The 21,817-nt window shown below is 61.8% G+C and carries 14 protein-coding genes, 2 pseudogenes and 1 riboswitch; of the genes and pseudogenes, 10 read left to right on the forward strand and 6 right to left on the reverse strand.

Annotated elements, in window-relative coordinates; translation table 11 throughout:
* Positions 1-4 precede the first annotated feature (4 nt).
* The 9 genes and pseudogenes from AMC88_RS30085 to AMC88_RS30125 all read left to right on the forward strand — a co-directional run bounded on the left by AMC88_RS30085 (position 5) and on the right by AMC88_RS30125 (position 14,175).
* Entirely contained in the window at positions 5-1,186 is a 1,182-nt protein-coding gene (locus AMC88_RS30085) for a GTP-binding protein (RefSeq protein WP_010021733.1), read from the forward strand.
* Between the two features lie 167 nt (positions 1,187-1,353).
* The gene (locus AMC88_RS30090; RefSeq protein WP_037117152.1) at positions 1,354-6,651 is read left to right on the forward strand and encodes a DUF4082 domain-containing protein; all 5,298 of its coding nucleotides are present in this window, start codon (positions 1,354-1,356) and stop codon (positions 6,649-6,651) included.
* A 49-nt stretch (positions 6,652-6,700) separates the two neighbouring features.
* Positions 6,701-7,933: a GTP-binding protein gene (locus AMC88_RS30095; RefSeq protein WP_037117154.1), complete on the forward strand. Its 1,233-nt coding sequence runs from the start codon at positions 6,701-6,703 to the stop codon at positions 7,931-7,933.
* Positions 7,934-7,981: 48 nt separating this feature from the next.
* A complete protein-coding gene (locus AMC88_RS30100) occupies positions 7,982-8,287 on the forward strand; it encodes a hypothetical protein (RefSeq protein ID WP_004677259.1) in 306 nt (101 codons plus the stop codon).
* Positions 8,288-8,332: 45 nt separating this feature from the next.
* Positions 8,333-10,477 carry a peptidase domain-containing ABC transporter gene (locus AMC88_RS30105; protein WP_004677261.1) on the forward strand — a complete coding sequence of 715 codons (2,145 nt, stop codon included), beginning with the start codon at positions 8,333-8,335 and terminating at the stop codon, positions 10,475-10,477.
* Positions 10,474-11,916, forward strand: a complete 1,443-nt coding sequence (locus tag AMC88_RS30110) for an HlyD family type I secretion periplasmic adaptor subunit (protein ID WP_004677263.1) — start codon at positions 10,474-10,476, stop codon at positions 11,914-11,916. Before AMC88_RS30105 ends, AMC88_RS30110 begins: the two co-directional genes overlap by 4 nt.
* Positions 11,917-12,335: 419 nt before the next feature.
* Entirely contained in the window at positions 12,336-13,127 is a 792-nt protein-coding gene (locus tag AMC88_RS30115; RefSeq protein WP_210256129.1) for a DUF6030 family protein, read from the forward strand.
* Positions 13,128-13,500: 373 nt separating this feature from the next.
* Positions 13,501-13,767, forward strand: a complete 267-nt coding sequence (locus AMC88_RS30120) for a type II toxin-antitoxin system prevent-host-death family antitoxin (RefSeq protein WP_004677266.1) — start codon at positions 13,501-13,503, stop codon at positions 13,765-13,767.
* Positions 13,767-14,175 (forward strand): annotated as a pseudogene (locus AMC88_RS30125) (hypothetical protein). Before AMC88_RS30120 ends, AMC88_RS30125 begins: the two are co-directional and overlap by 1 nt.
* A gap of 60 nt (positions 14,176-14,235) precedes the next feature.
* Here the strand turns inward: AMC88_RS30125 and AMC88_RS34390 are convergent.
* From AMC88_RS34390 to thiC, 6 genes and pseudogenes are all read right to left on the reverse strand, one after another.
* Positions 14,236-14,379: pseudogene (locus AMC88_RS34390) on the reverse strand (type IV secretory system conjugative DNA transfer family protein); the annotation flags it as partial.
* Between the two features lie 165 nt (positions 14,380-14,544).
* Entirely contained in the window at positions 14,545-15,159 is a 615-nt protein-coding gene (locus AMC88_RS30130) for a thiamine phosphate synthase (protein ID WP_012489802.1), read from the reverse strand.
* Positions 15,156-15,929, reverse strand: coding sequence for a thiazole synthase (locus tag AMC88_RS30135; RefSeq protein ID WP_064830260.1), 774 nt, complete (start codon positions 15,927-15,929; stop codon positions 15,156-15,158). The genes AMC88_RS30130 and AMC88_RS30135 overlap by 4 nt, the downstream gene beginning before the upstream one ends.
* A 1-nt stretch (position 15,930) precedes the next feature.
* Entirely contained in the window at positions 15,931-16,128 is a 198-nt protein-coding gene (thiS, locus tag AMC88_RS30140) for a sulfur carrier protein ThiS (protein WP_004677275.1), read from the reverse strand.
* A complete protein-coding gene (thiO, locus tag AMC88_RS30145) occupies positions 16,125-17,108 on the reverse strand; it encodes a glycine oxidase ThiO (protein ID WP_064830261.1) in 984 nt (327 codons plus the stop codon). Before thiO ends, thiS begins: the two co-directional genes overlap by 4 nt.
* Positions 17,109-17,110: 2 nt before the next feature.
* On the reverse strand, positions 17,111-18,943 hold the full coding sequence (gene thiC / locus AMC88_RS30150) for a phosphomethylpyrimidine synthase ThiC (RefSeq protein ID WP_064830262.1): 1,833 nt from the start codon (positions 18,941-18,943) through the stop codon (positions 17,111-17,113).
* Positions 18,944-19,038: 95 nt separating this feature from the next.
* A riboswitch (TPP riboswitch) is annotated at positions 19,039-19,170 on the reverse strand.
* A 571-nt stretch (positions 19,171-19,741) separates the two neighbouring features.
* Here thiC and AMC88_RS30155 point away from each other — a divergent pair.
* The gene (locus AMC88_RS30155) at positions 19,742-21,781 is read left to right on the forward strand and encodes an SPFH domain-containing protein (RefSeq protein WP_064830263.1); all 2,040 of its coding nucleotides are present in this window, start codon (positions 19,742-19,744) and stop codon (positions 21,779-21,781) included.
* Positions 21,782-21,817: the final 36 nt, after the last annotated feature.

The raw sequence follows: 21,817 nt of genomic DNA on the forward strand, positions 1-21,817 counted from the left end.
TCCGATGAATAAGGAGCGGCTCCCGGTAACCGTACTGGCCGGCTTCCTCGGCGCCGGCAAGACGACGCTGCTCAGCCATGTCCTGAATAACCGCCAAGGCCTGCGGGTCGCGGTCATCGTCAACGATATGAGCGAAGTGAACATAGACGCCAGTCTCATTCGCGACGGCGGCTGCAACCTGTCGCACACGACGGAGACATTGATCGAGCTCAGCAATGGCTGCATCTGCTGTACCCTGCGCAACGACCTTCTGACGGAAGTGCGACGACTGGCCGAAGAGGGGCGATACGACTATCTGCTGATCGAAGGAACGGGCATTGCCGAGCCGCGCCCTATCGCGGCAACCTTTTCCTTCCGCGACGAGACCGGCGTCTCGCTCTCCGATTTTGCTCGCCTCGACACGATGGTGAGTGTTGTCGACGCTGCAAACCTCCTGGCCGATTACAGCAGCGCCGATCTGCTTGCCGACCGCGGCCTGCAGAGGGACGGCGAGGACCGGCGCACCCTTATCGACTTGCTGGTCGACCAGATCGAGTTTGCCGATGTCGTAGTGATCAACAAGATCTCGGACGCGAACGAAGAGACCCGCGCCGAAGTCCGCAAAACGGTGGCTGCCCTCAATCCGGATGCCCACCAGGTGGAGACGGATTTCGGCAGGATTTCTCTCGAATCCGTTCTCAATACGGGTCTCTTCGATGAAGCAAAAGCCGCCGCGCATCCTTTGTGGCACAAGGAATTGTACAGCCCGGGGGAGCATGTTCCTGAGACGGAGGAATACGGGGTATCGAGTTTCGTCTATCGCACGAGGCGTCCTTTCGACCCGATGCGGTTTCGGGCATTTCTCGATGCGCCCTGGCCGGGCGTGTTGCGTGCCAAGGGCCATTTCTGGCTCGCCACGCGCCCACGCCACGTGGGCCTGATGTCGGCTGCCGGGATCCAGCGGCGCTGCGAACCCATGGGGCTGTGGTGGGCAGCCGTGCCCCGGCAGGACTGGCCGGACCATCAGGAATTTCATCGGCACCTTCAGAGCCGATGGGACAATGCTTGGGGCGATCGCCGGCAGGAATTGGTTTTTATCGGCGTAGACATGGACGAGACCGGTGTGCGGACTGCACTGGACGGATGCCTCGCGAGCGCCGATCCGCGCGACTGGGCCACGCTCGAAGATCCGTTTCCGGCCTGGTAGCACGGGCGGCGCAGGATAGCGCGTGCGTATTAACCGGCTCGACCAGCCGGGATGCGGTGAGGATCATCACATCGACGTATGGGTGTACCACCCACATACCCCTGATTGCTGTCGTCCGTTCCATGGCGAAAGCTGGCAGGATGAAGTCTTCAGGGTCGATCGACGGAATGGGGACGCCGCTGATGCGGAGAATTCATGTCAGTAATCGTGAGTATTTGAGTATATTTGGTGGAGCGTTGAGTATCTGTCGTGCGCCCCCTTCCTGGAGTGCAACCCTTGGATCGACGACAGTCGTGTCTTCGACGGGTACTGACGGGTCCCCGGGTCTTGCCAGTCAGGGTAGCGCAACCGTACAATCCTCCTTCACCGGCACGCTCACGTCTTCCCTGATATCATTAGGCGACGCCCAGTCGTCCCCTCGATCGTCGACAGCGATGCCGACGCCTGCGGCGGATGGCGGCGCGCGGGACACATCCACGAAAACGGCGTCGGCCGCAGCGGTCTTCGACACCTCCTCCTCGACATCTGAGCGCACCGTGCTTGGCCCGGATCCGTACGAGGAGGCTGCGACGCTGCCTGCCGCTCCCGCGCTGACGGGTGTTACGAGCGGTACCGACAGCGGCAGCGGCGAAACGGCAGCAGCCGTTCCTTCTTCCAGCAGTGTCGCCGCGGCTTCGCTGCGCCTTCAGACCTCGGTTGCATCCCTCTCGGTCGCGCCGAGCTCGGGCTCGTCTGCTGAGACGACAGCGGCCCCGACAGCACTGGCGGCTCCAGCGACGGCTACGCCTGTGGCGACGCCCAACAAGATCGCACTCGAAAACCTGAAGCAGGGCAACCCGATCAGCGAATGGGGGCTGGAGGGCGACGGCAACGGCACCATCCAGGGCTTTGCCACCGAAATCAGCACCAATATCGGCCAGACGGTCGATTTCAAGATCGCCACAGACTCCACCCATTACCGCATCGATATTTACCGTATGGGTTATTATGGCGGGCTCGGCGCGCGCAAGGTCGACTCGATCGAGCAGCAGCTGACCACGGCGCAGATCCAGCCGCACCCGATCGTCGACATGTCGCTCGGCCTTATCGACTGCGGCAACTGGTCGGTCTCAGCGAGCTGGCAGATTCCAACGGACGCGGTCTCCGGCGTTTATTTCGCCAAGCTGGTGCGCGAGGATGGCACCGAGGATGCCAGCATCATCCCCTTCGTCGTGCGCGACGACGCCTCGACCAGCAATATCGTTTTCCAGACGTCGGACACCACCTGGCAGGCCTATAATGCCTGGGGTGGCGCCAGCCTCTATTACGGCGAAGTGCCCGTCGATCCCGCAAACATGATCGGCTACCTGCCGCCGAACTGCAGTTGCGGCCTGCAGGCCATCGGCCGCGCCTCGGCGGTCAGCTACAACAGGCCGATCATCACCAATACGAGCCCGATCGGCGGCTCGCATGATTACATCTTCGGCGCCGAATCCTCCGCCATCTCCTGGCTGGAGCAGAACGGCTACGACGTATCCTATATTTCAGGCGTCGATGCGGCCCGCAGCGGCAGCCTGCTGCTCAACCACGATGCCTATCTCTCCGTCGGACACGACGAATACTGGTCGGCCGAACAGCGCGCCAATGTCGAGGCCGCCCGCGATGCCGGCGTCAATCTCGCCTTTTGGAGCGGCAATGAGTGCTACTGGAAGGTGCGCTGGGAAAGCAGCATCGACGGCAGCGGCCAGGCCTATCGCACCATGGTCTGCTACAAGGAGACCTGGGGCACGAGCACGGATCCGAGCAATGTCGGCACCGGCACCTGGCGCGACCCGCGTTATGCCGATCCGGGGCAGGAGCCGGAGAATTCGCTGACAGGAACGATGTTCCAGGTGGACAGCTACCGCCAGGATACGATCTCCATCCCTTACGACTATTCGAACCTACGCTTCTGGCGCAACACCGATGTTTCGGAGCTGCACGAGGGCGATACCTACAATCTGGTGCAGAATCTGCTTGGCTATGAATGGGATTCCGATGTCGAGAACGGATTCCGTCCGGATGGACTGATCAACCTTTCGCTGTCGACGGTTTCGGTGAGCACCTATCTGCGCGACTACGGCACCACGGTCGGCGATGCGGTGGCGACCCACAGCCTGACCATGTACCGAGCAGCCAGCGGCGCGCTGGTCTTCGGCGCCGGCACCGTCTTCTGGTCCTGGGGCCTGAGCGACAACCACCAGGGCCCGACGACGTCGACCGATCGCAACGTGCAGCAGGCGATGGTCAACATGTTCGCCGACATGGGCATCCAGCCGACGACGCTGGATGCGAGCCTGATCCTGGCGACACAATCGACCGACACGCTGAAACCCACCTCGACGATCAGCTCGCCGCTCGTCGGCGCAAGCTTCCTCGAAGGCCAGCATGTGACGATCACGGGCACGGCGCAGGATTTCGGCGGCGGTATCATCGCCGGCGTCGAAATTTCCACCGATGGCGGCCAGCACTGGTTCAAGGCGACGGGCCGGGAGAGCTGGAGCTATAACTGGGTCGTGCAGGCGAGCGGCACCTATACGATCATGTCGCGCGCTGTCGACGACAGCGTCAACATGGAGGCCCCCTCGGCCGGCAAGCAGGTCACCGTCACCTTGCCGGGCACCCAGGGCCTGTGGACGCTGGCGGACAAGCCCGCCGTCGAAATGGCGATCGATCGCGATTCCGTCGAGCTCGGCCTGCGCTTCCAGGCGACGACGGCAGGCTATGTCGAGGGCATCCGCTTCTACAAGGGTTTCTACAATATCGGCGACCATGCCGTCAGCCTCTGGAGCGCCGACGGAACGCTGCTGGCAACGGGTGTCTCCGTCGGTGAATCGCTCTCCGGCTGGCAGACGGTGATGTTCTCCAGTCCGATCCAGATTACGGCCGGCACGACCTATGTGGCCTCCTATCACACCAACGGCTACTACTCCGCCACCGACAATTATTTCGGCGGCACCTATGCCAGCGGCGCGCTGAAGGTCGTCGATGGCGGCGGCGTCTACGCCTATGGCGACAATGCCGGCATCTTTCCCGGCCAGAACCTCGGCACCGGCACGAACTACTGGGTTGACGTGGTCTTCGACGCCGGCCCCAACAGCGCGCCGGTCGCCACCGACGATACGGGGCTGACGCTCACCCGCAACGACAGCGTCGTCCTCTCGATCGCCTCGCTCATCGGAAACGATACGGATCCGAATGGCGATGCGATGACGATTTCGGCTGTCGGCAATGCCGTCAACGGCACGGTGACGCTCAACAAGCAGAACGGCACCATCACCTTCACGCCAACCAATAATTATTCGGGGCCGGCAAGCTTCACCTATACGCTGTCGGACGGGCGCGGCGGCACGGACCAGGGCAATGTCAGCCTCACCGTGGACCCGGGCCCTTCGGGGGAGACGCTGTTCAAGTCGAGCGAAGGACCGTCGGGCGCAAGCTACAACGAGGGCCAGTCGCTGGAACTCGGCATGCGGTTCTCCGCTTCGTCGAGCGGCATGGTGACCGGCGTCCGCTTCTACAAGGCATCAGGCGATACCGGCCCGCATACCGGCTCGCTGTGGACATCCGATGGCAGGCTGGTCGCGACCGTCACCTTCGCCGACAGCGGATCGCTGAGCGGCTGGCAGACCGCGACATTCTCGAACCCGGTGCATATCCTGGCCGGCACGACCTATGTCGCCTCCTACCACACGACCGGCTCCTATGTGGCAACGGCAAACTATTTCACGACCGCCCACAGCAATGGCTCGCTGACGGCGCTTGCCGGCAGTAACGGCGTCTTTGCCGATGGCTCCGGTTTCCCGACCTCCAGTTACCAGTCGTCGAACTACTGGGTGGATGTCGTCTATAACCAGACGAGCAACGTGCTGCCGGTCGCCGCCAATGACAATGGCTACACGACCTATTCCAGCACGGCGCTGTCGATTGCCGCAGCCAGCCTGCTTACAAACGACACCGATGGCGATGGCGACCTGCTCAGCATCACCGGCGTCAATGGTGCGGTCCACGGAACGGTGAGCTTCAACAGCCAGACCAAGACCGTCATTTTCACGCCGACGGCGGGTTATACCGGCGCGGCGAGCTTCTCCTATACGGTTTCAGACGGGTTTGGCGGCACGGCGTCGGCCACGGTCAGTCTCACCGTCAACACGCCGCCGGCCGGGGGGGCGACGTCGAGCCTGTTCACCGGCGCCGATACGTCGGGGATTGCCGCCGCCAATGACGCCAACTCGGTCGAACTCGGCGTCAAATTCATCGCTTCCGCCAACGGCCAGATTACCGGGCTCACCTATTACAGGGGCGCCCAGGATACCGGCACGCATGTTGGCTCGCTGTGGACGACGAGCGGCCAGCTGCTGGCTCAGGCGACCTTCATCAACGAGACGGCGAGCGGCTGGCAGACGGTTTCCTTTACCCAGCCGATCAATGTTTCAGCCGGCACCACCTATGTGGCGAGCTACCATTCGAATGGCTTCTATTCGGCCACTGCGAACTACTTCGTGACAGACTATTCGAACGGTGTGCTGACGGCGCCGTCGAGTACGACGAGCGGCGGCAACGGCCTGTATGCCTATGGCACCAGCAGCTTGTTTCCGACCGCCTCCTACAATGCGAGCAATTATTGGATCGACGTGCTCTATCAGCAGGGCGGCGGGCAAAATACGGTTCCGGTCGCCGCCAATGACAGCGGCTTCTCGACCAACACGGGCACGCCGATCACCATCCAGGCCGCGGCGCTTCTGGCAAACGACAGCGATGGCGATGGCGATCCGCTGACGATCACCGGCGTCAGTGGGGCGGTCAACGGCGCGGTCGCCTGGAATGCTCAGGCCCAGACGGTGACGTTTACGCCGACGGCAGGCTATTCGGGACCGGCGAGCTTCAGCTACGCGATCTCGGACGGCAAGGGCGGCACGGCATCGGCTCAGGTGGCGCTCACCGTCAACAGCGGGTCCGTGGGTCCGGAGCAGAACCTCTTTGCATCAAACGCGACGCCCTCGGTCGTCTCGGTCAACGACAACCAGCAGGTCAATCTCGGCATGAAGTTCCAGGCCGATGCCGCCGGCTGGATCACCGCCATCCGCTTCTACAAGGGCGCCGACAATACCGGTCCGCACAACGGCTATCTGTGGACCGCTTCCGGCACGCTTCTCGGCAGCGTCACCTTCAACAACGAGACGGCGAGCGGCTGGCAGACCGCGCAGCTCAGCCAACAGATCGCCATCCAGGCGGATACGACTTACGTCGTGTCCTACTCCACCAACGGCAATTATTCGGCGACCGGCAATTATTTTGCCAGCGACGTGACGAATGGAGACCTGAAGGCATCAGGCGGCAATAACGGCGTCTATGCCTATGGATCGGGCGGGCTGTTCCCGACCGCCAGCTATAACAGCACGAACTACTACGTGGACGTGGCATTCAAACCGCAGCTCGCGGCGTAACGCCCACGCGGATGCAAGACCAAGCATGCCGTAAAGTGTGAGAGTATCGATGATGCGTACAGATATCAGATTGCCGGTTACGGTTCTCGCCGGGTTTCTCGGCGCCGGGAAGACGACTGTCCTCAATCATGTCCTGAGCAATCGGGAGGGTCGTCGGGTTGCTGTCATCGTCAACGATATGAGCGAGGTCAACATCGATGCGGATCTCGTGCGCGAGGGGAGCGCAGACCTCTCGCGCACGGACGAGACGCTTGTGGAGCTCACCAACGGATGCATCTGCTGCACGCTGCGCGAGGATCTCCTGAGTGAGGTCAGGCGGCTGGCAGCCGCCGGCCGTTTCGACTATCTGCTGATCGAAGGCACCGGCATTGCCGAGCCGCTGCCTGTTGCAGCCACCTTCTCCTTCCGCGATGAAAGCGGGGCGGCCCTTTGCGATGTGGCAAGGCTCGACACGATGGTTTGCGTCGTCGATGCGGTCAATCTGCTCGCCGATTACCAGAGCGCCGAGTTTCTTGCCGATCGCGGCGAAAGGCGTGACGGGGACGATGAGCGCAAGCTCGTGGAATTGCTCGTCGAGCAGATCGAATTTTCCGATGTCGTCATCATCAACAAGGCAGGCGACGTGTCCTGCGCCGACCTTGCCGAAGTTCGCCGGGTCGTCGCGGCACTGAATCCGGATGCCCAAGTGATCGAAGCGGTCTTCGGCCAGGTGCCGCTCGGCGCGATTCTCGATACCGGCCTCTTCAGCGAGGCGAAGGCCGCCCGCCATCCGCTCTGGCACAAGGAACTCTTCGGTTGGGGCGACCATGTGCCGGAGACCGAGGAATACGGCATCAGAAGCTTCGTCTATCGCAGCCGCCGGCCGTTTGATCCGTCGAAGCTGCAGGGTTTCCTCGGCAGGAAATGGCCGGGCCTCATCCGGGCAAAGGGGCATTTCTGGCTTGCGACGAGGCCGGACGAGATCGGTTTGCTCTCGATCGCCGGCACCCAGTGCCGCATCGATACCAGGGGTTACTGGTGGGCCTCCGTGCCGAAGGTGCAGTGGCCACGCTTTCCGCAGTTTCGCCAACTCATCGACCGGCATTGGGACGAGGTCTGGGGCGACCGCCGCCAGGAGCTCGTCTTCATCGGCGCCGGCTTCGACGAAGGCGCAATCAGGGTCGCACTCGACGACTGCCTGACCGGTGAGGAGACAGGCTTCGATCCGCAGACGGCCGTCGGGCTCCGGGACCCGTTTCCAGCGTGGCCGCACGGGGCTGTCCACGCACATTCGAGCGGTTAGTGCGTCCCGCTGGACGTGCGACGCTTTGATCAACAAGAGGAGAGAACAATGAGCAATGAACTTTACGCAGACGGCATCGGCGAAATCACCATTACCGGAACGATCGTGCGCATCGACCTGATGTCACTTTCGGCGACCGACCGTGACGCCAACAACAATCCGAAGCCGGTCTTCCGCCAGCGCATCATTATGCCGGTCGATGCCTTCGCCAATGCGGTCGATCTCATGCAGAAGGCGCTCGGCGGGCTGGTCGAAGCCGGTGCGGTTCGTCGCGTTGCCGATATGTCAGGGGCGGCTGCCGAGATCCAGTCGGCGCCGGTCGGCGCTTCGAACGCTTCGCCGAACTTCAACTGATAAAACAAATATCGCCTCGGTTTCGTATTGGGTTTCGGGTGGGCCATGAGTGGTTTTCTGCATACCAACCTGCACTGTCTGGCGCTCGTCGCGCGTCATCACGGCGTCGATCTTGCGCCTGAGCGCCTGCAGCACGATTATGCCGTCGGCAACGATCCCGTTGCCGTGCGGCAGCTGCTGCGCATGGCGAAGGATGCCGGCCTCAGAGCCCGGCATCTGACGCTCGACTGGCGATCCCTGTTTCAGCTCGGCCAGGCCTTTCCGGTGCTGGCGGAACTGACGAACGGCAATTGGGTGGTGATCGCCGACGCCGTCGGGAGCGGCGAGGAGGAGAGAATTCGCGTTCTCGACCCGCTGGCGTCACGCGCCGAAGCGATGATGCTCAGCGAAGAGCAATTCGCCAAGGCCTGGCTTGGATCGGTGGTTCTGCTGAAACGCAACTATCGCATGTCCGATGAGGACCGGCCTTTCGGCTTCCGCTGGTTCGTGCCTGAAATCATCAGGCAGCGCAGCTTCTTCCGCGATGTCGCGCTCGCTGCCTTCGTCCTTTACGGCCTCGGACTGACAACCCCGATGTTCTTTCAGCTGGTGATCGACAAGGTGCTCGTACATCAGAGCTATGCGACACTGACGGTTCTGACGATCGGTATCGCCGTGGCGCTCGTCTTCGACGCGACCTTCAGCTTCCTGCGCCGCTATCTGCTGCTCTACGCGACCAACAGGATCGACATCCGGGTGGCGACCCGCACTTTCGGCCATCTGCTCAACCTGCCGATCGCGCTCTTCGAGCAGGCCTCTGCCGGCGTGCTCGTCAAGCATATGCAGCAGACGGGGCGTATCCGCGAATTCCTGACCGGCCGGCTGTTCCTGACGCTTCTCGACGGCGTGTCCCTCTTTGTCTTCGTGCCGATCCTGCTTCTCTACAGCGTCAAGCTGACGCTCGTGGTTCTCGGCTTCGCAGCGCTTGTCGGCCTGGTGGTGATGCTGCTGGTCGGGCCGTTCCAGCGCCGCCTGCAGGCGCTCTATCAGGCGGAAGGCGACCGCCAGGCCCTGCTGGTGGAAACCGTGCACGGCATGCGCACGGTCAAATCGCTGGCGCTGGAACCGCGCCAGCGCAAGGTTTGGGACGATTATTCGGCCCAGTCGATCTCGGTGCGTTTCCGGGTCGAGAAGATTTCGACCATCGCCCAATCGATGACCGGCCTTCTGGAAAAGCTGATGAGTGTGGCGATCATCGGTCTCGGCGCGCTCGATGTCTTCAACGGCGCGATGACCATCGGCGCGCTCGTTGCTTTTAACATGCTCGCCGGCCGCGTCTCCGGACCTCTGGTGCAGATCGTCACCATGGTGCACGAATATCAGGAAGTGGCGCTGTCGGTGCGCATGCTCGGCGAGATCATGAACCAGCGGCCGGAGCAGGCGGGCCGCGGGCGTGGTGTTCGCCCGCGCCTGCAGGGTCGCATCGAGTTCGACCGGGTTACCTTCCGCTACGCTCCAGACAGCGCGCCGGCGCTCGACAATGTCTCCTTCGCCATTCCGGCCGGCTCGGTGTTCGGCGTGGTCGGCAAGAGCGGCTCGGGCAAGACGACGATCACCCGGCTCATCCAGGGTCTCTATCAGAGCCAGGAAGGGCTGGTGCGCATGGACGGATATGACAGCCGCGAGATCGACCTCGTGCATCTTCGAACCAGCATCGGCGTCGTGCTGCAGGACAATTTTCTGTTCCGCGGCTCGGTGCGCGACAATATCGCCGCCGCCAAGCCGGATGCCAGCATCGAGGAGATCATGGAGGTTGCCCGCATCGCCGGCGCCGAAGAGTTCATCGAACGGCTGCCGCGCGGCTTCGACACCATGCTGGAGGAAAACGCCGCCAACCTGTCGGGCGGACAGAAGCAGCGCCTGGCGATCGCCCGCGCGCTGATCACCGACCCGAAGCTGTTGATTTTCGATGAGGCGACGAGTGCGCTGGACCCTGACAGCGAGGCGATCATCCGCGACAATCTCAGCCGCATCGCGGCCGGCCGTACCGTCATCATCGTTTCGCACCGGCTTTCGACGCTCGTCAATGCCGATGCCATTCTCGTCGTCGAACGTGGCAAGGTCGCCGATATCGGCCGGCACGATCAGCTTGTATCGCGCTGCATGACCTATCGCCACCTGTGGTCCCAGCAGATGAGGCAGGTTGCATGAGCGCGCACGCGAGAAAACCCGACGAGAACCTGCCGGCCCCCTTGGACAGTGGCGGCTCGAACGAGAGCCACTCAGGCAAGGGGAGGGAGCTCATCGCCCGCCCGCCACTGCCGCCGGTCATTGCTGAATTCCAGTCCGATGCCGTCGAGCTCGAGGAACGCGCACCGCCGCGGGTCGCCCGCATGACTCTCTATTGCGTGACAGCGCTGATTGCTTCGGCGATCATCTGGGCTTCGGTCTCGTCGATCGATGAGGTGGTGATTGCGCCCGGCAAGCTCGTCACCACTCAGCCGACTATCGTCGTCCAGCCGCTCGAAACCTCGATCATCCGCACGATCGACGTCAAGGCCGGCCAAGTGGTGCATGCCGGCCAGACGCTGGCGACGCTCGATGCCACCTTCAGCCAGGCCGATGTCGGTCAGTTGAAGACAAAGTTCTCCGCTCTCGACGCGCAGGTGAAGCGGCTTGAGACCGAGCTGACCGGCGAGGACTATTCGAAGGTCGCCGGCAATACGCCGGACGAGCAGTTGCAGGTGCAGCTGTTCGGCCAACGGCGCGCCTTCTACACCGCGCAGCTGAAGAATTTCGAGCAGCAAATCGCCGGCCAGTCCTCCGTCCTTGCGGCAAACCGCAACCAGGAGGCCGTGCTGAACGACCGGCGCGATAACCTCTCGCTGATCGAGGCGACACGAAAGAAGCTCTATGACACGGAAAGCGGCTCGCTGCTGACCATGCTCGGCTCCCGCGACGCCCGCCTTGATGTCGAGGCCGATATCACTGCCGTGCGCGGCAAGGCCGACGAGGCAGCTCACACCTATGCCAAGCTGCTCGCCGACCGTCAGGCCTTTATCGAGGATTTCCGCCGCGCCGCGATGGAGCAGCTGGCCGACCTGCGCAGCCAGCGCGACATGGCGGGTGAAGAGCTGAAGAAACTGGAGCTGCGCCGCAACATGGTAGCGCTGACGGCACCGGCCGATGCCGTCGTGCTCGATCTGGCGCAACGTTCGGTCGGCTCGGTGGTGCGGGAGGCCGAACCGGTTGTCACGCTGGTGCCGATCAACGTGCCGCTCGAAGCCGAAGTGTCGATCAATACGCGCGATATCGGCCGGGTGGCCGTCGGCAAGGAAGCGCGCATCAAGCTCGATGCCTATCCCTTCCAGAAATATGGCACCGCCTCCGGCGAAGTGAGAACCATCAGCCAGGACACCTTTCTAACCGGCCAACAAGAGCAGACAGCCACCCCCGGCCAGCCGGCCGCCCCCTTCTTCAAGGCGCGGATCCTGCTTGCCGATACCCGGCTGAATGTCGCGGATGTGCCGGTGCGGCTGCTTCCCGGCATGACCGTGTCGACGGAAATCAAGGTCGGCAACCGCACGGTGATCTCCTATTTCCTGTATCCGTTGCTGCGCGGGCTCGATAACGCAATACGTGAACCATAGGCTGACGGATCGGTTGGCCGACGACCACTTCCGTGTGCGCCTTGAGGCAGATGTCGCGCCTCATCGTCTGTGGTTTAGGCCGCATGGTCGTGAAATCGGCCGCCGCTTGACGCTATATGCGACTAAGCTCACACTCGCCGTGTCGAGGGCGAGTCGAACAGAGTGTGCCGATTTTTAGATGCGTTGCTCACCTCATCGGGAGCTGGGAGCAGGGGCTGATCGATCCGGGCCGGTTGGTTGCAAAGAGAATCGAGATCGAACGACTTCGAACGCACCGGCTCATATTTTGTTTGTGAGGCCGCGCCGTGGATAAGGTGTTATCAGCCGTACAGCCTTCGGGCGGCGGTCCACGTCCCCACCGAAATTTCCCATGGCGGAACGTTCCCCGCTGGCTGCTTTGGCCAGTGCTTTTGATAGGCATGTTGCTGGTAGCGGGCATCGTCGTGTTTTTCGGCGGAAGCGACCGCTTCGAAAGTCCGCCTGGGCGCGTTGAAGATCGATCTCTCGATAAGGCTGCCCCGTCATCGGAAACCGCCGCCCGCCGTGATGATGAGGCTGCTTCTCCTCTCCTGCTGATGTCGATATCGCCACAGCTGATCGAGGTCCCGAAGCCGGAGCTGGCAGGTGAGTTTCTGCGGATGTGGCGCGTCTCGGGGTCGAATATTTGCTCTGCTCTTCGAGAGGCCGGTATCGCGGTGAGCGAGTGGAAAGCCGCGTCGATGCGCAATCGCAATTATGAATGTTATTTTCAGCGCGTTTACGAACGGGACGAGACGCGTCCCCTGAGTTCCACCTTCCTCAAAGTTCGTGGAAATGAAATGGGCGAGATTGTTGAGGTCCGCGCCAGGATCATCGGGCCGACGACCGACGATGAGGGGCGTCTCGCCCCGGCCATCCTGCGCATGTTCGAGATCATTGTGAAGCAGGCGTGCTGGCGTGATTTAGAGGATAGTCTTACGTCGATCCAAAAGCTTCGAAATGTAGAATACGAACGGTTCGGCGCCTATCTCAGTTTCAAGCGCGAAGCCGACGGCGGAAGCAATTTTGATTTTGTTCTTGGTCTTAAGGCGACCTCAGCGTCGCAGATGAGGACCAAGACCTATTTTTCGCCGGAGCGCTGGCTAACCGGAACCGATCGCCGCAATGTTTCCGGGAACGTGATCCTCACGGACCGCTCGGGCACGTCCATGTTAGCCAATTGTGCAAATTGACGGCATAGCCGGAGGGTGATCTGCAAGAGTTGCTACGACCGTGCAGAGGAGGGCGCCACCAACAACGCTTTACAAGTCCTCGCGGATAGAAAAAACGTAGTTATAGGCGTGGTGGCCTGCGCGCCTTTTCGCCAAGCCTAGTTCTTTATGTGAGGTTGAGCTAGCCGCGAAATACCTTCAATCGCGCCAGGTGATGATGGCGCGGCGGGACTAGTCCATCCGGAGGTCGGAACCCACTGCACACCGGGCAGGCTCAGCTTCCGATCAGGTTGGTCCAGAGAGTTCAATCGCCGGAAATAAAGGCAGCCTCCACTATATACAGCATTATTGGAAATGCTGTATATATCAACAAATACAGCAAACGAGGACGCCTATGCCCAGGTCAAGCGGTTCCTATTCTACCAGTGATCTCTCCCGGAAATCCGGCGACATCATCGCCGAGGCGCTTCGTCATCCGGTCACCATCACCCAGCGCAACAAGCCGCGCCTCGTCCTCCTCAACATTGAAGATTACGAGCGGCTGATGAAACAATCCGACCGCCGATCCGTCGGCACCATCGGGACCATGTCGGATGAACTCTTCGCTGAATTCGAGAACGCCGTCGAGACCTATGCCGGCGAGGATGAGGCAGGTCGGTAGTGAGCTACGACCTGATCCAGACCGCAAGCACGGTATCCTTACCTGTGGGCGCGGGAGGCTGAGCGTGGAGAGACGGAAGGACGCAAGGAGCGGCCGGTCGCCGTGGGCGTGAGAATGCCACGGCCGGACGGTGATCTGGTCCTGTTCTTTCCTATCACCACCAAGCAGCCGGACGTGTCGTGCTTTGCTGTGGAGGTGCCATTAATCGAAAAGCGCCGCGCCGGCCTCGATGCCGATCGCAGGCTTTGGATCATCTTCGACGAGTTCAACACCGACATCGTCGGCAATTCATTCTATCTCGAGCCCGAGCCGCCGATCGGTCGCTTCAGCAAGGCCTTCTTTCTGCCGTTGCTGCGCGAATTCATCGGCCGCCGCAAGTCGGCCACGGAAGTCAGCCGGTTCCGCTGACCTGCCACGGCAAGATGTGGCGGCGTATTGATCGTCATGAAGGGGATTTGACGAAGCAGTTGCGTCGGCCGCCGCATCCATATCCTTGCGACGGAAGTAGATCGCCCGTCCACAGTGGCCCTGCACGATGATCTGTTCGTCCTTGGGCATCGATTGGGTGATCTCGTGCGGAATTATCAACGGCCGGCGCTGGCAGTTGAGGCTTCGCACTTAGAAATAGAATGTGCCCGGCTACACGCGAATCTGGCGTAATCAACATTATGGAACAAGAACTTTCCACAGCGATTCCAATACCTTGCGTCCATGAGCGGCAGAACATTGTCTCTGCCACACGTTTTCAGGTTTCAGCACTCAAACCACGGATGGTTATCATTTCACCGATCGCCAAGGCGCGGTCGCGGCCAGCCACTGTCGCGTGCGGGCCTCGGGATCCGGGTTGCGGGTGATATCGGTGACAACGGCAGCGCTATCGGCGCCGTTTTCCAATACCAGCGGCGCGCGTTCGGCGCTGATCCCGCCAATGGCAACAAGCGGCATCGGCCCGACACGTCGCCGCCAATCCGCAAGGCGTTCGACGCCTTGCGGCGCCCATTTCATTTCTTTGAGGATCGTGGGCCACACCGGCCCAAGGGCAACGTAGTCCGGCGCGGCGGCCAGCGCGGTTTCCAGTTCTGATGGATCGTGGGTGGAAAGGCCGAGCTTCAGGCCGGCACGGCGGATCGCATTCAGATCGGCGGCGGCCAGATCCTCCTGCCCGAGATGGATGAAATCGCATCCCTCATCGATCGCCAGCTTCCAGTAATCGTTGATGATCAATTGGCAGGCCGCTGCCGCGCAGGCGGCCTTCGAACGCCGGATCTCCTCACGAAGCACCGGCCCCGGCCGGTCTTTGATGCGTAGCTGGACGAGCTTGACGCCGAGCGGCACGAGACGCTCAATCCATTCGGCACTGTCGACGATGAGATAGAAGGGATCGAGCTTCATGAGAAGACCGCCTTTCCGATGACGGGAGTGGAAGGAACGGCCATGTCGCGCGGCTCCAGCGGTACGGCGCCATGCGCGAGACGACCGGCATCGACGGCAAGCGCGAAGGCTTCGGCCATGGCGGCGGGATCGTCCGCGCCGGCAACGGCGGTGTTGAGAAGAACGGCGTCATAACCGTATTCCATCACCGCGGCGGCATGAGACGGACGGCCGATGCCGGCATCGACGATGAGCGGCACGTCAGGAAAATGTGCTCGAAACGCCCGCAACGCCATCGGGTTCACCGGTCCCATGGCGGAGCCGATCGGCGCGCACCAGGGCATCAGGACGCGGCAGCCGGCATCCAGCAGCTTTTCGGCGACGACAAGATCGTCGGTCGTATAGGGGAAGACCTGGAAGCCCTCCCCGGTCAGGATGCGTGCCGCTTCGACAAGGCCGAAGACATCGGGCTGCAGCGTATCGTGATGGCCGATCACTTCGAGCTTGATCCAGTCGGTGCGGAAAACGTCGCGCGCCATCTTCGCTGTCAGCACAGCCTCCTGCACGCTGTGGCAGCCGGCCGTATTCGGCAGCACGCGCACGCCGAGCTCGCGGATCAGCTCGAAGAAGGCGCCGCCCGCCTTGCCGCCGGCGGCCTCGCGCCGCAGCGAGACGGTGACAATTTCCGTCTTCGAGCGTCTCACCGCTTCCGCAAGGACGGCGGGAGACGGATAGCGCGCGGTGCCGAGCAGCAGCCGGGAGTGGACTTCAACATCATAAAGTTTCAGCATCTCAGCCTCCTTGCATCGGTGAGAGAATTTCGATGCGGTCGCCTTGGCCGAGCCTGAAATCGGCGCGGTCCTCGCGGTGCACCAGTTCGCCGTTAACCGCGGTTGCGAGCCACCCGCCCTCGTAATCGAGAGCCAGAAGCAGGTCTGCGAGCGTCGCGGCCGTGACCTCCTGTTCCTCGCCATTGATGATGAAGGTCATGACGCCCTCCTTTCCTGTGGTCCTTGTTCTGTGAGAAGACGCCGCGCCACCTCTCCGGCCATCGCCGGCGCCAGCAGAAAGCCGTGGCGGTAGAGGCCGTTGACATGGAGGGTGGATCCTTCCTGTGTCACACGCGGCAGATTGTCGGGATAAGCAGGGCGCACGCCTGCGCCGGTTTCCGTAACTCGGGCCTCGCCGAAGGCGGGATGCATCGCATAGGCGGCGTTCAACAACTCCATCAGCGAACGCGCGGTAATCGGGCCGGCATCGTCGCTTTCGATCATCGTCGCCCCGAGCATGAAGCGGTTTTTGTCGCGCGGCACGATGTAGATCGGGTGGCGTGGATGCAGCAGGCGGATGGGGCGGGAGAGACAGACCTCGCCTGTTTCGATGCAGAGCATCTCGCCTCGAACACCGCGCAATCCCGGCAGCCGGCCGATCTGGGCCGCACCGGTGCAGTCGATCACCCGGTCATGATCAATGTCTGCTTTGCCCGGGGAGCCAAAGAGGAGATGCATGCGTGCTTCCTCAAGGGCTGCAGCCAGTCCCGAGAGTGCTTGTCGCGGATCCAGATGCGCCTCCTGCCGGAAGAACAACGCGCGGCGGAAACGGCCGGCAAGGTCAGGCTCCAGCGCCGCGATCGCCTGCTCGTCCAGCCATTCCCATCCACTTGTTCGACGGGAAAAGCGCTCCAGTTCGCCGGCATCACGGCCGCCCGCCACGACAAGCGTTCCCCGGCGTTTGACATGACCGGGCAATGCCGCCTCCCACCAATCGGCGGCAAGGCGACCGAGCGTCAGCACCGGCTCCTCCGCGCTCTCCCGTTCGCACCACGGCGCCAGCATGCCGCCGGCAAAGCCGGAGGCACCAGCGCCGACCTTGTCGGCCTGCTCCGCAAGTGTGACGCGGAAGCCGTGGCGATAGAGCTGCCAGGCCACGGTGAGGCCGGCAACGCCGGCCCCTTTGACGAGAACGCGCATGGTCATTCTCCGGCGGGCGTTTTCGCGACCTCTGCGACCGGCATGTAGAGATCGCCGCCATCGCGGTACTTGGCCGCCATGGCTTCCAATCCCTCTTTCTGGGCTTCGGCGCGAATGTCGTGGGAAATTCGCATGGAGCAGAATTTCGGGCCGCACATCGAACAGAAATGCGCCACCTTGTGCGCCTCCTTCGGGAGGGTCTCGTCGTGGAAGGAACGCGCCGTATCCGGGTCGAGGGAGAGGTTGAACTGATCCTCCCAACGGAATTCGAAGCGCGCCCGCGACAGCGCATCGTCGCGAATGCGGGCGGCCGGATGTCCCTTGGCAAGATCGGCGGCATGGGCGGCGATCTTGTAGGTAATCACGCCGGTCTTGACATCGCTGCGGTCGGGTAGCCCCAGATGCTCCTTCGGCGTGACGTAGCAAAGCATCGCCGTGCCGAACCAGCCGATCATGGCGGCGCCGATGCCGGAGGTGATGTGATCATAGCCCGGCGCGATGTCGGTCGTCAGCGGTCCGAGCGTATAGAAGGGGGCTTCGCCGCAGACCTTGAGCTGCTTATCCATATTCTCTTTGATCTTGTGCATCGGCACATGGCCGGGGCCTTCGATCATCACCTGGCAGTCCTTCGCCCAGGCGATCTTCGTCAGTTCGCCGAGGGTTTCGAGCTCGGCAAATTGCGCTGCGTCATTGGCATCCGCGATCGACCCCGGCCGCAAACCGTCGCCGAGCGAGAAGGAGACGTCATAGGCACGGCAGATGTCGCAGATTTCCTCGAAATGCTCGTAGAGGAAACTCTCCTTGTGATGATGCAAACACCACTTGGCCATGATCGAGCCGCCGCGTGAGACGATGCCGGTGACGCGATTGACAGTGAGCGGAATATAGGCCAGCCGCACGCCGGCATGGATGGTGAAATAATCGACGCCCTGCTCGGCCTGCTCGATCAGCGTATCCCGATAGACTTCCCAGGTCAGATCTTCGGCAATGCCGTTGACCTTCTCGAGCGCCTGGTAAAGCGGCACGGTTCCAATCGGAACCGGCGAGTTGCGAATGATCCATTCGCGGATGTTGTGAATGTTGCGACCGGTGGAAAGGTCCATGACGGTGTCGGCGCCCCAGCGGATCGCCCAGACCATCTTTTCCACCTCTTCCGCCATCGACGAGGTGACGGCCGAATTGCCGATATTGGCGTTGATCTTCACCAGGAAATTCCGGCCGATGATCATCGGTTCGGATTCGGGGTGGTTGATATTGGCCGGGATGATCGCCCTGCCCTCGGCGACTTCCCGGCGCACGAATTCGGGCGTCACGAAATCCGGAACATGAGCGCCGAAGCTCTCGCCGTCGCGGGCGAGCGCCTCCTTCGCGGCCTGCCGGCCGAGGTTTTCGCGGATCGCGACAAATTCCATTTCCGGGGTTATAATGCCGGCACGCGCATAGGCGAGCTGGGTGACGGCGCGGCCGGCCTTTGCCTTTAGCGGCGTGTTGCGAATGGGAAATTCCGGCGTCAGCCGTTCGCCCGTGGCAAAACCATTGTCTTCAGGCTTCACCAGCCGGCCTTCATAGGTTTCAACGTCGCCACGCGCCCTGACCCAGGACTCGCGCAAACGCGGCAGCCCGGCGTCGATGGAAACCACATGGGCCGGATCGGTATAGGGGCCGGAGGAATCATAGACCGTGACCGGCGGCTCGCCGGAGGTCGGGTGAAGGCTGATTTCGCGCATCGGCACGCGCAGATCCGGATAGAGCGTTCCGGGTTTGACCACCTTGGTCGAGGCCGGAAGCGAGCCGGTGGTGACGACAGGAGTAAGCTGGGGTGCAACAATATTCATGGATGAGGCTCCAAGGTTTGACGTTTGGAGACCCAGTTCCAGTGTTGGAATGATGGAAAGACGCCATGCGCGACTAAGCGAAAATCCGCCCAACAGCCGCAGCGTCCGCACCGTCCCTACGCCAGTATGAACTGGATCAGGTTCAACGGGTCACCGCGCCACAACAGGCAAAGCCGTATTGTTCAGCAGAATCTCAGCCCCTTGCCGGGACACCCCTGGTGAATGGTCGCCATCAAAGACCGCCGCGGCCCTTGTGTCAAGAAGCTCTTTCGCGTTCCAAGGGAGCTGCAGCTGTCGCTAGAGGGGCGGTGTCAACCGATCTCTGAGCAACCTGCGGCCCAGATTGCGTACAAAAACAGCAGATGCGCGAGGTTATTTCAGCAAGATTGAATAGTCGAAATAGTAAAATCACTGGAAGTACTTATCCGATTCTCGCTTTACGCGTCTTTAAATCGATCGGTCTTGTCGCTAAGTTCACCAGCGTTATGTCTTTCAAGGCAACTCCAATGTGAGACCACTCACGACACGCCGTCCTCCGGTGGGGACTGGGGACGCGCGGTCATCTTTCCAGATAATGAGCAGCCCAGACGTTCGACGTCCTTGCCGCATGGTTCCTATAATCGCAATCGATTGAGGAAAGTCAGGCAGCAATGCACGTGCGACAGCCTCCTTTGCCCGTCTGACGGGCGACGGCGTGCTGCGTCGAGCGCATAGGCGCGCAATCTCCCCGTCTTATCAACCAACACCAACCGGGCGGCCATCGGGTGGACGAACCCGTGCGCCCATGCGAGAAAAAAGATGGAAACCGTGCAATATCTAAGCCCGATGGGATGGAAGGCGATCGGAATCGCCATTACGCTCATCGCGCTGGCAACCCTGTTCCGGTTGAGCGGCGTGATCCGCTATATACCCAACGACAGGCTCGGCATTCTCGAAAAGCTGTGGAGTTTTCGCGGCTCCGTCGACAATGGCTTCATTGCGCTCTACGGCGAGGCCGGCTTCCAGCCGGACGTCGTGCGCGGCGGCCTGCATTTCTTCATGCCGTTCCAATATGCGATGCATCGCGCCAATCTCGTGACCATTCCGCAGGGCCAGATCGGCTATGTCTTCGCCCGCGACGGCGAGCCGTTGCCGCCGACCCAGACGCTTGCTTCGAACATCGACGCCGATGACTTTCAAGATGTGCGCGGCTTTCTGACAAAGGGCGGCCAGAAGGGTCCGCAGCGCAAGATCCTGCGCGAGGGCACCTATGCCATCAATCTAGCGCAGTTCATAGTGCTGACGGCGCAGTCGACCTATGCCGTCAACCTGAACGCGTCGGAACAAAAACTGTTCGCCGACATGTCGACATTGATCACCGAGCGGAATGGCTTCGAGCCCGTTGTCATTCATGACGCCGAGGACCTGATCGGCATCGTCACCATCCATGACGGCCCGGCGCTGCCCGATGGCGAGATCATCGCCCCGACGGTTGCCAACAATCCGAAGGACCCGAACTTCCACAATAATTTCCAGGATCCGGAGAAGTTTCTCAATGCCGGCGGTTATCGCGGCCGGCAATTGCAGGTGCTTGCCGACGGCAGTTACTTCCTCAACCGTATCTTTGCGACCGTCGAACTCGTCGAGAAGACGATCATCGACGTCGGCACGGTGGGTGTCGTCGTTTCCTATACCGGCCGGCGAAGCGCGGATATTTCGGGCCAGTCCTATCGCCACGGTGAACTGGTCGAAACGGGCGCACGCGGTGTCTGGTCGACGCCGTTGCTGCCGGGCAAATATGCGTTCAACACCTATGCCGGCAATATCATCATCGTGCCGACCACCAACTTCGTGCTCAAATGGACGAAGGAACAGTTCGGCGAGCACAGGCTCGACGAGAATCTTTCCGAAGTGTCGCTGATCACCAAGGATGCGTTCGAGCCGGTGCTGCCGCTCTCGGTGGTCGTCCATATCGATTATATGAAGGCGCCCCTCGTCGTGCAGCGTTTCGGGGATATCAAACGGCTGGTCGAACAGACGCTCGATCCGATGGTCTCGGCTTATTTCAAGAATATCGCCCAGACCAAGACGCTGATCGAACTGTTGCAGGAACGCAGCGAAATCCAGCGCAAATCCGGTGATGAAATGCGCGAGAAGTTTGGCTCCTACAGCCTCGAGCTGCAGGAAGTGCTGATCGGTACGCCGCGGGCCAATAATGGTCAGAACAGCATAGAGCAGATCCTCATCCAGCTGCGCGAGCGTCAGATCGCCGTTGAAAAGGTTGAGACTTACAAATTGCAGGAGGCGGCGGCGATCCAGGAGCGCACGTTGCGCGAGAAGGAGGCGCTTGCCGAGCAGCAGGCCAAGATCACGACATCGGCGCTCACCATCGAGATCAGCGAAAACGAGGGCAAGGCGCAGCTCGCCCGCACCCGCCAGCAGGCGGAAACCATTCAGGTGACCGCCAAGGCAGAGGCCGAGAAGGTGCGCCTTGCCGGCCTCGGCGAGGCCGACCGGATCAAGGCCGTCGCGCTTGCTGATGCCGAACGCATCAAGGCGACCGGTCTGGCAGATGCCCAGAAGGTGCGCGCCATCGGCCTGGCGGAAGCCGAGGCGACAGAGAAGAAGGTCGCGGCCTTCGGCGGACCGGACTATCAGCTCAACTCACAGGTCCTGATGCGCTTCGCCGAAGCAATCGAAAACGGCAGGCTGCCGCTCGTGCCGCAGATCCAGGTCGGCGGCGGCGAAAAGGGCGCCACCAATGGTCTTGTGGAAATGATGCTGTCGATGCTGGTCGCCGATCGGCTGGGACCGCAGGGTGCACCGGCTGCGGTGCCGGCCCCGATTGAGCAACATTGATTGTGGATGGGCCGGTTTGCCGGCCCATTTCGCTCG

The sequence above is a fragment of the Rhizobium phaseoli genome (genome assembly GCF_001664385.1).
Lineage (GTDB): Bacteria > Pseudomonadota > Alphaproteobacteria > Rhizobiales > Rhizobiaceae > Rhizobium > Rhizobium phaseoli.

Bases quoted from the DNA above. Each gene is read 5' to 3' on its own strand.
- AMC88_RS30130 (WP_012489802.1), bottom strand. From the start codon at position 15,159: ATGAAGCTCGATCCCTTCTATCTCATCGTCGACAGTGCCGAATGGATT.
- thiS (WP_004677275.1), bottom strand. From the start codon at position 16,128: ATGACCTTCATCATCAATGGCGAGGAACAGGAGGTCACGGCCGCGACG.
- AMC88_RS30115 (WP_210256129.1), top strand. From the start codon at position 12,336: ATGTTGCTGGTAGCGGGCATCGTCGTGTTTTTCGGCGGAAGCGACCGC.
- thiO (WP_064830261.1), bottom strand. From the start codon at position 17,108: ATGCGCGTTCTCGTCAAAGGGGCCGGCGTTGCCGGCCTCACCGTGGCC.
- AMC88_RS30090 (WP_037117152.1), top strand. From the start codon at position 1,354: ATGGGGACGCCGCTGATGCGGAGAATTCATGTCAGTAATCGTGAGTAT.
- AMC88_RS30105 (WP_004677261.1), top strand. From the start codon at position 8,333: ATGAGTGGTTTTCTGCATACCAACCTGCACTGTCTGGCGCTCGTCGCG.
- AMC88_RS30095 (WP_037117154.1), top strand. From the start codon at position 6,701: ATGATGCGTACAGATATCAGATTGCCGGTTACGGTTCTCGCCGGGTTT.
- AMC88_RS30155 (WP_064830263.1), top strand. From the start codon at position 19,742: ATGGAAACCGTGCAATATCTAAGCCCGATGGGATGGAAGGCGATCGGA.
- AMC88_RS30100 (WP_004677259.1), top strand. From the start codon at position 7,982: ATGAGCAATGAACTTTACGCAGACGGCATCGGCGAAATCACCATTACC.
- AMC88_RS30085 (WP_010021733.1), top strand. From the start codon at position 5: ATGAATAAGGAGCGGCTCCCGGTAACCGTACTGGCCGGCTTCCTCGGC.
- thiC (WP_064830262.1), bottom strand. From the start codon at position 18,943: ATGAATATTGTTGCACCCCAGCTTACTCCTGTCGTCACCACCGGCTCG.
- AMC88_RS30110 (WP_004677263.1), top strand. From the start codon at position 10,474: ATGAGCGCGCACGCGAGAAAACCCGACGAGAACCTGCCGGCCCCCTTG.
- AMC88_RS30135 (WP_064830260.1), bottom strand. From the start codon at position 15,929: ATGCTGAAACTTTATGATGTTGAAGTCCACTCCCGGCTGCTGCTCGGC.
- AMC88_RS30120 (WP_004677266.1), top strand. From the start codon at position 13,501: ATGCCCAGGTCAAGCGGTTCCTATTCTACCAGTGATCTCTCCCGGAAA.